8 protein-coding genes and 1 other RNA gene are annotated in these 8,635 nt (G+C 66.3%); 8 read left to right on the top strand and 1 reads right to left on the bottom strand.

What is annotated here, in order from left to right:
• The 6 genes from KAY22_RS20730 to KAY22_RS20705 form a co-directional block, all read left to right on the top strand.
• Positions 1-2,303 (top strand): chemotaxis protein CheA (locus tag KAY22_RS20730; RefSeq protein ID WP_296625139.1); only part of this gene is annotated, 2,303 nt, incomplete at its 5' end.
• A gap of 2 nt (positions 2,304-2,305) precedes the next feature.
• Positions 2,306-2,737, top strand: coding sequence for a chemotaxis protein CheW (locus KAY22_RS20725; protein ID WP_296625138.1), 432 nt, complete (start codon positions 2,306-2,308; stop codon positions 2,735-2,737).
• A gap of 74 nt (positions 2,738-2,811) precedes the next feature.
• Complete coding sequence (locus tag KAY22_RS20720; RefSeq protein ID WP_296625137.1) at positions 2,812-3,180, top strand: response regulator; 369 nt, start codon at positions 2,812-2,814, stop codon at positions 3,178-3,180.
• 51 nt (positions 3,181-3,231) lie between these two features.
• Entirely contained in the window at positions 3,232-4,326 is a 1,095-nt protein-coding gene (gene cheB, locus KAY22_RS20715) for a chemotaxis-specific protein-glutamate methyltransferase CheB (protein ID WP_296625136.1), read from the top strand.
• Positions 4,317-5,168, top strand: a complete 852-nt coding sequence (locus KAY22_RS20710; protein WP_296625135.1) for a protein-glutamate O-methyltransferase CheR — start codon at positions 4,317-4,319, stop codon at positions 5,166-5,168. The genes cheB and KAY22_RS20710 overlap by 10 nt, the downstream gene beginning before the upstream one ends.
• A gap of 59 nt (positions 5,169-5,227) precedes the next feature.
• A complete protein-coding gene (locus KAY22_RS20705; protein ID WP_296625134.1) occupies positions 5,228-5,917 on the top strand; it encodes an N-acetylmuramoyl-L-alanine amidase in 690 nt (229 codons plus the stop codon).
• 15 nt (positions 5,918-5,932) lie between these two features.
• On the opposite strand, the gene KAY22_RS20700 is transcribed toward KAY22_RS20705, so the two are convergent.
• Positions 5,933-6,715 (bottom strand): methyltransferase domain-containing protein, encoded by a 783-nt coding sequence (locus KAY22_RS20700; RefSeq protein ID WP_296625140.1) that lies wholly within the window; start codon positions 6,713-6,715, stop codon positions 5,933-5,935.
• 135 nt (positions 6,716-6,850) lie between these two features.
• Here KAY22_RS20700 and rnpB point away from each other — a divergent pair.
• An RNA gene (gene rnpB, locus KAY22_RS20695) (RNase P RNA component class A) lies at positions 6,851-7,222 on the top strand.
• 42 nt (positions 7,223-7,264) lie between these two features.
• The coding region (locus tag KAY22_RS20690; protein WP_296625133.1) for a M20/M25/M40 family metallo-hydrolase at positions 7,265-8,635 on the top strand (1,371 nt) is incomplete at its 3' end.

Below are 8,635 nucleotides of genomic sequence, written 5' to 3'. Positions count from 1 at the left end.
TTCACACCGTGAAGGGCAGCTGCGGCTTCCTGAACCTCCCCAGGCTCGAACGGCTCAGCCATGCTGCGGAGGATGTTCTGGCCGATTGCCGTGCCGAACGCCGCCGGCCCGATCCTGCGCTGGTCAGCGCCGTCCTGGCCGTCATCGACCGGATTGCGGAACTCACCGATGAGCTCGAAAGCGGCGTCGAGATCGCGGACGCCGATGACGAGGGGCTGATCGCGGCGCTTGATCCGGCGACCGCGGACGGGCTGGTTACGGAAGAGATCGAGGTCGAGCCGCTCGACCAGCCAGAAACCATCGACGCTGTCGTGACGGCGCCCTCGCCGGCAGCAGGCGTGGATCGACCCTATCGGGGTTCGGCTCCGCCTCAGCTGCGCAGCGTGGCGCGCACCATCCGCTTGCCCGTCGATCTGCTCGACCGGATGATGGCGGGTGTTTCCGACATGGTGCTGGCACGCAACGAACTGGCCCGACGGTTGCGCGACAGCCAGGCGGAATCCGCCACGGAAGTGGCCTTCGAAAGACTGTCGCTTTGTATCGCGGAGATGCGCGATGCGATCACGCGCACCCGGATGGCGCGGGTGGAGACGCTGTTCGCTGCGCTACCGCGTATGGTCCGCGACGTGTCGGCGGAACTCGGCAAGCAGGTGCAGTTGGAGATCGACGGCGGCGACGTCGAACTCGACCGCGAGATGATCGAGATGATCCGCGACCCGCTAACCCATATCGTTCGCAATGCGATCGACCATGGCATCGAGCCTTCCGAACTCCGCGTGGCGGCAGGGAAGCCCCTGGCCGGACGGTTGCATGTCAGCGCCCGCCAGTCGGGCAACCAGATCCTGATCGAAGTGATCGACGACGGCCGCGGGATCGACGGCGAGCGGCTGGCCGAGAAAGCGGTGAGCCTCGGCCTGGTGCCGGCGGAGAAGGCCGCAGCGCTCAGCTGGGAGCGGAAGCTCGACCTTATCTTCGAACCCGGCCTCACGACCGCCAATGCGGTCACGGCGATTTCGGGCCGCGGTGTCGGGATGGACGTGGTTCGCGCCAATGTCGAAAAGATCGGCGGCCTTGTCGAAGTCGACAGTCGGCCTGGTCTTGGCGTCCGGCTCACATTGCGCGTGCCGCTGACTCTGACCATCATTCCTGCACTTACTATCAGTAGTGGCGGGCAGCATTTCGCCATTCCCCGCTCCGCGATCGACGAAATCGTCCGCATCGGCGCTCAGGCCGTGCGCATGGGCAAGCTGGGCGGTGCGGATATCGTGCATATTCGAGGACAGCGTTTGCCCGTCGTCTCGCTCGGTGCGGTACTCGATCTTTTGCCGCGCGCGGAACCGGCCAATCTGGTCGTGTTGAAGCTGTCCGGGGGCGCACGCTATGCGCTGGCGGTCGAGGCGGTCCACGACCATGAAGAGCTCGTGGTCAAGCCGGCTGCGCCGGTCGTCATGGCCTGCGGTGTCTATGGCGGCACGACTCTGCCCGACAATAGCCGGCCGATGCTGCTGCTGGACGTAGCCGGTATTGCCGATCGGGCCGGCGTGCTTCAGGATGGAGCTGCCGTCGCCGAACTCACGGCCGAGGAACCGGAAGAAGAGGTCCAGGATAGCGGCGTGGTGCCGGTGCTGCTCTTCCGCGACCTCGACGGGGTGCAGCGTGGCATCCCGCTGGCCTTGGTCGAGCGGATCGAGGACTGCTTCACCTCATCGGTTAGCAACAGCGCGGGCCGGATGCGGCTCAACATGGATGGTCGGTTGATTCCGATGCTGTCCTGTGGTGCGCCGATCGTCGAAGCGAAGTTCCGCGTTCTGCGGATGCGCGACGGCGCCGAGGATCTCGCTTATGCGATCGACACGGTGATCGACATCGTGCCGGTCACGATCGATCTCCAGCCCAGCGCCGTACCGGGGCCGGTGGCCGGGGTCATGCTGATCGACGACCAGCCCGTCGAGTTCATCGATGCTTTCTGGTTGTTCTCCCAAGGGCTGGGGGTGGAACCGTTGCCCGAGGAACGGCCCGTATGCCTGCTGTCCGACGATGATCCGTGGACGCGGCAGGTGTTGGCGCCATTGGTCGAGGGCGCCGGCTACACGGTCGTGTTCGACCGCGACGCGGTTCAGGGCGCCGCCGATCTGATCATCCTGCCCGACGGCGTGCCGGCACCGTCCGCCGGCGACTCGCCTGTGCTCAAGCTGCGACCGATGGCCGACGATCGAGGCGCATCGCCCGACAGCCTGTGGCGCTATGATCGCGTCGGGCTGGCCGCGCAGCTGCGCCGACACTGGAATCGACGGAGCGCCTGATCATGGACAATCTCTATCTGAGCATCGTGATCGGCGGACAGCGCGCCCTGCTGCCGGCGGCCTGTGTCGAATCGGTGGTCGAGGTCGACGAGATTACGGCCGTTCCCTGTGCGCCTGCGCATGTTCGGGGGCTGTTCGCACTGCGCAGCCGGGTGCTGACCGTGATCGATCCGCTGCCCGCGCTGGGTGAGACACGGGCATTCGACCATGGCGACCAGGCTGTGATCGTCCATGTCGACGGCCATCTCTACGCGATGCTGGTCGATGACGTCGACGATGTGGTGGTGATCGATGGTGCGCCTGCTGCGCCGCGCGCGCTGCTGACCCCGGGCTGGTCGTCGCATATCCGGGGCGCGCTCGAACTGGACGGCGAGCCACTGTTGCTGATCGACATCGCCCGCATCGTCGCCGGCCCGCTCGACCTCGCCGCCTGATGCCGCGTTAACGCGACGCTTACCCCGATCGTTCTAAATTGCATCGCAAGCCTGCCCATTATGGAAGACGGTACATGAAGACCTGCCTCGTGGTTGACGACTCCAAGGTGATACGGAAGGTCGCCCGTCACATATTGGAAGCGCTGCATTTTGCGGTGGAGGAAGCCGGCGACGGGCGCGAGGCGCTCGACCGGTGCAGTGCCGGCACCTTGCCTGACGTGATCCTGCTCGACTGGAACATGCCGGTGATGAGCGGGATGGAATTCCTCCGTTCGCTCGGCGCGGCCGATCTCCCCTCCCGACCCAAGGTGGTGTTCTGCACGACCGAAAATGATCTCGCCCACATCAAGGCGGCGATCGAGGCCGGCGCGGACGAATATATGATGAAGCCGTTCGATCGCGAGACGCTCGAGAGCAAGCTGCAACTGGTGGGCGTCGCCTGACCTATGGTCCGCGCTGGGCTGACCGGTAGCGTTCGATCGGGGCCTCCGGATATGGGGGCGTCTTCCTCGCGCCCGATCCGGGTACTCCTCGTCGATGATTCGCTGGTCGCCCGGACGGTTCTCGCGCGCCTGCTCGATGGCCATTCCGAGTTCGAGATTGCTGGCGCATCCCCGACGGCCGATCATGCGATCGAGTTTCTGGGCGGTCAGGACATCGACATCGTGGTGCTCGATGTCGAAATGCCCGGCAAGGACGGGCTGACCGCGCTTCCCGAAATATTGGCTGCAAGCGACGGCGCGCGCGTCCTGATCGTATCGTCGGCGGCCGAAGCCGGCGCATCTGCGACGATCCGTGCGCTGACATTGGGGGCTGCAGACACGCTGCTGAAGCCGACCGCGGGGAATTTCGCCGGTGAGTTTGCACAGAAGTTCGTCGACGCTCTGACCCGGATTGGCCACGCCGCTGCGCGGCCGGGCCGGGGAGAGGGGCGTGTTCGCGAAAATGCGCATCGCCCCGCCACGCCTGCGCCGATCGTGCCGCTGCGTCAGGTGCGCACCGGTCACGTCTCCTGTCTGGCGATCGGTGCTTCGACCGGCGGGCTGCACGCGCTGTCCGCGTTCCTGCGCGGTCTTGCCCCGGATTTTCGAGCGCCGATCCTGGTCACCCAGCATCTGCCGCCGCCGTTCATGCCCTATTTCGCCGCGCAGCTCCGCGACATCGCCGGTCGGCCGACCTCGGTCGCGGCCGAAGGCGCTCCGCTGGTTCCTGGCGAGATACTGGTCGCACCGGGCGAGGGGCACATCCGGCTGGCGCGCAAGGCGTCCCGCATCGTCGTCCATATCGACACGGCGCCTGCGCCGAGCCGCTGCATGCCCTCGGTCGATCCGATGTTCGAAGCGGTGGCCCAGATGTTCGGTGACGACGGTGTCGGCGTGGTCCTGACCGGCATGGGGCGCGATGGAACGATCGGTGCAGAGGCGATCGTTCGCGCCGGCGGAGAAATACTGGCGCAGGATTCGGGCAGTTCGGTCGTCTGGGGGATGCCCGGCTCGGTTGCGCAGGCAGGACTTGCTTCGCTCGTCCTGCCGCCCGAGGATCTGGCCCGCCATGTCTGTGCCCGTGAAGCGGGTGCGGCATGGAAGTAAGCCTGCGCGCTGCGCAGATCATTGCGGGCCGGTTCGAGCAGGCCACCGGACAAAGCCTGGCGCCCGAACGCTTCTGGCGGATCGGTACCACGCTCTCGCCATTATGCCGCGATCGAGGGCTTTGCAGCATCGACCAACTCGCCTGCCTTATCGATCGCGGCTCAGATCCGGAGCTGTCGCTCGACATGATCGATGCACTGCTCAACAACGAAACCAGCTTTTTCCGCGATACCGGCGCATTCGCACAGATTACCGAGAGCCTGCTGCCACGCCTGCGGACCGACCGTGCGGGGGACCGGCGGATCCGGATCTGGTCGGCGGCCTGTTCGACCGGCCAGGAGGTCTATTCGCTGGCGATGCTGTTCGCCGAGCAGGCGGAGATCTGGGCCGGCTGGCGGATCGAGATTTTCGGTAGCGACATCTCGCGCGCAGCCATCCAGCAGGCCCGCACCGGGCTTTACTCCCAATTCGAGGTCCAGCGCGGCCTGCCCATTAGGAAACTCGTCTCATGGTTCGACCCCGTTCTCGATCAGGGCTGGCGTGTGAAGGCCGAACTTGCCTCGATGGTGACCTTCGGCCGGCACAATCTGCTCGGGCCGCCCCCCGCTGGAGGTCGGTTCGACATCATCCTTTGTCGCAACGCGCTGCTCTATTTCTCGCCCGAACGCCGACGCCAGTTGCTCGACGGACTGTCGCTGGCGATCGCGCCCGACGGCGCGCTGCTGCTGGGGGCGGGAGAGACGGCGCTCGGCTGTTCGGCCCGCTTCGTCCATGATCCCCACATGCAGATGGTTTACCGCCCTGCGGCGTTCGGCAGCCAGCCAAGAGCCGATGCCGCCTGACGGTCGCGGCGCCTCGCACGGCCATTGCTGCGGGGCTCGGCTACGCCTAATCCGGTGTCATGAACGCGATCATCGACTGCCCCTCGCCAAATCATGACGAGCGGACGTTGCCCGTCACGATGCTGGTGCTCCACTATACCGGCATGCAGGACGCGGCTTCGGCCATCGCCCGGCTGACAGATGCCGAGGCCAAGGTGTCGAGCCATTATCTGGTCGCCGAGGATGGACAGGTGATGCGCCTCGTCGCCGAGGACCGTCGCGCCTGGCATGCAGGCAAAGCGCTGTGGCGCGGGATCAGCGACGTGAATTCGGCCAGCATCGGCATCGAGATCGTCAATCCGGGCCACGAACTCGGCTATCGGCCCTTTCCGGGCAGCCAGATGGACGCGTTGGTCCCACTCGTGGCCGATATCGTGGCGCGATACGGTATCGAGCCGGCGAACGTCGTCGGACATTCGGACGTCGCGCCTGCACGAAAGCAGGATCCGGGCGAATTGTTCGACTGGGAGACGCTGGCTCGGCTGGGCCTCGCATTGCCGCGCCCACGCCGGAATCTTGCCGATCCGCACTGGACGCCGGGCGGCTTCCTGCTCGCGCTCGAACGTTTCGGCTATGACGTGACCGACGGCCCCGCCGCTGTCACCGCCTTCCAGCGCCGCTTCCGCCCCGAGACGATCGACGGCATCGCTGACGGCGAGTGCCGCGCGATCCTGCTGCGATTGCTGCTGGATCGCGAGCCTGCGGCGTAACGGGACGAAGGGCGCCTAGCATTCAGAGCGGCGCGCCGACACCAGGAAGGCGAGATCCCAGACGATCGTCCCGCCGATCGCGCTGTGCTCCTCTGTCAGCCGATCAGCTAGGGTGGCGAGATCCACTTCGCCCGCCGACGCTATGCCGTGCGCGATCATTCGGGGAAGCATGGCCTGCACCAGAGTCGGCAGAAAGGAGGGCGCTCCAGGCTGCAGGAGCACGGCTTCGCTCAGCGTGGCTGCGGGTTGGAGGCCCGCCAAGCGCATCAGCTCTCCGAGGCGCAACGCCAGGGTCGTATCTCCCCCCTCGGCGTCCACCGTGTCCCACATCCAGTCATAGAGTTGCCGATGAAGCGCTGCTTCTGCCGTGGCGGCAGGAAGTCCCGATCGAGCATGCTCCTGAAATGCGAGGATGGCGCCGGGCCTGGCCAACAAGGCCAGGTCGCGGAGGGTTGTCGCTGGATCGGGCAGATACATCAGGACCCGCCGTCCGACGATGGCGTCGAATTTCCCGATGGCGGGTAAGGCGCTGGCCAGATCGACCCGATGATATTCGACCGGAGATTCTTCGGGCTCCGCGCCGGCCTCCCGCGCCGTGGCGAGTGCTTCTTCGCTGCGATCGATACCGACGACGACGCTATCGGGCCCCGCCAGTCTGGCCACCAGACGGGAGAGGTCGCCAGTACCGCAACCGACATCGAGGATTCGCATCCCGGATGTGAGGCCGATCCCGGAAAAGAAGCGGTGGCTCGGCGCATTCGCTGGATTCGGCGGTGGAGGGCTTTGTGGATGATACATCATTACGTAATCTCAGGCTTCGGTTCTTTTGCCAATCCCTTCTTTCGATATGCCCTAACCGATCAATTCTGCCGATCATGCGCAACCCGTGCAGCGCTTGAGCATGACCGGCCAACCCGCTATCGGGGCGGCGTGCCAGAGGATCGGGCGATCGCCGCGCCGCAGGGCGGGGAGGAAAGTCCGGGCTCCAAGGAGTGACGGTGCCGGGTAACGCCCGGCGGGGGCGACCCCAGGGACAGTGCCACAGAAAGCAAACCGCCCGACGGACCCGCGAGGGTTTCGGGCAAGGTCGAAAGGGTGCGGTAAGAGCGCACCGCGGGCCCGGTAACGGGAACGGCATGGTAAACCCCACCGGGAGCAAGATCGAATAGGGACGGCGCATGGGCTACTCCGCCCGGTCGTCCGGGTTGATTGCTGGAGGCCGCGTGCAAGCGCGGTCCTAGAGGAATGATCGCCCATCCGGCCTCGGCCGGTGGACAGAACCCGGCTTACAGATCCTCTGGCACCTCACTCCCTTGCGTGGCAGCCGCTGCGGCCTAAAGTCGCTGCATGCGCATATTTCATACCCTCCTCGCCGCTTCGGCGCTCGTCGCCGCCGTTCCGCATACCGCCAGCGCTGCTCCGGACATCGATCCGACCCGCCTGACGCAGACCGTCCGCACGCTCGCCTCAGACCTGTTCGAGGGCCGCGCGCCCGGAACGCGCGGGGAAGACCGGACGATCGGCTATCTGGTGTCGCGCTTCGAGGCGCTGGGTCTGGAGCCGGGCGGAGCGGACGGCCAGTGGGTTCAGCGGGTGCCGCTGCTGCACACCAAGCTGGATGCGCCGCGTGTGCTCCGCTTCATCACGCCGAAGGGCGATCTGGCGCTGACCCAAAGCGGTAATGTTCATCTTTCGACGGTGCGGCCCGACGATATGGCGAAGATCGTCGGCGCTCCGGTGGTGTTCGTCGGTTATGGCGTGAAGGCGCCGGAGCGCGGCTGGGACGATTTCAAGGGCGTCGACCTCAAGGGCAAGGTCATCGTCTTCCTGGTCAACGATCCCGACTTCGCGGCCGGCGCGAAGGAGCCTGTCGCCGGCAAATTCGGCGGCAGGACGATGACCTATTATGGCCGCTGGACCTACAAGTTCGAGGAGGCTGCCAGGCAGGGCGCAATCGGCGCCCTGATCGTCCACGATACGGCCGGCGCGGGCTATGGCTGGAACGTCGCGATCAGCGCGGGCGGCGAGAATTACGACATCGTCCGCAAGCCGGAGGAACTCACCAGCGTTGCGCTGCAGGGCTGGCTCGCTGCGCCGGCGGCGGAATCGCTGTTCGCTGCGGCGGGGCTGGATCTTGCGCAGCTGTCGCGAGCAGCGCGATCGGCAGGCTTCAAGCCCATCGAACTAAAGGGCGTACGCTTCGACGCGGACGTGCCTGTCGCGCATGAGGAGGTGGTGAGCCACAATGTCCTCGCCCGCCTGCCGGGTGCCACACGCCCCGACGAGGCCGTGATGTACGGCGCGCATTGGGATGCTTATGGCGCAGGCAAGCCCGATGCGCAGGGCCGAATCTACCGCGCCGGAGCCAATGACGACGCGTTGGGAGTGGCGGCACTGCTTGAGATCGCGCGGGGCATGACGGCGGGGCCGCGACCCGATCGATCGGTGATCTTCGCCGCTTGGACGGCCGAGGAGCGCGGCCTGCTCGGGTCCGAATATTATGCGGCCAATCCGGTCCATCCGCTCGAGAAGACCGTCGCGACCCTCGACATCGACATCCTCCAGACGGCGGGCCGCGCGCGTGACGTCGTGCTCGTGGGCAAGGGGCAGGGGACGCTCGAGGATGACCTCGCCCGCGTCGCCGCGACGCAAGGGCGCCGCGTCACGCCCGAAAGCCTGCCCGAGCGCGGGCTGTTCTACCGCGCCGACCATTTCCCC

The sequence above is a fragment of the Rhizorhabdus sp. genome (genome assembly GCF_018006725.1).
Lineage (GTDB): Bacteria > Pseudomonadota > Alphaproteobacteria > Sphingomonadales > Sphingomonadaceae > Rhizorhabdus.
This window is presented reverse-complemented; position numbering and strand designations above follow the sequence as displayed.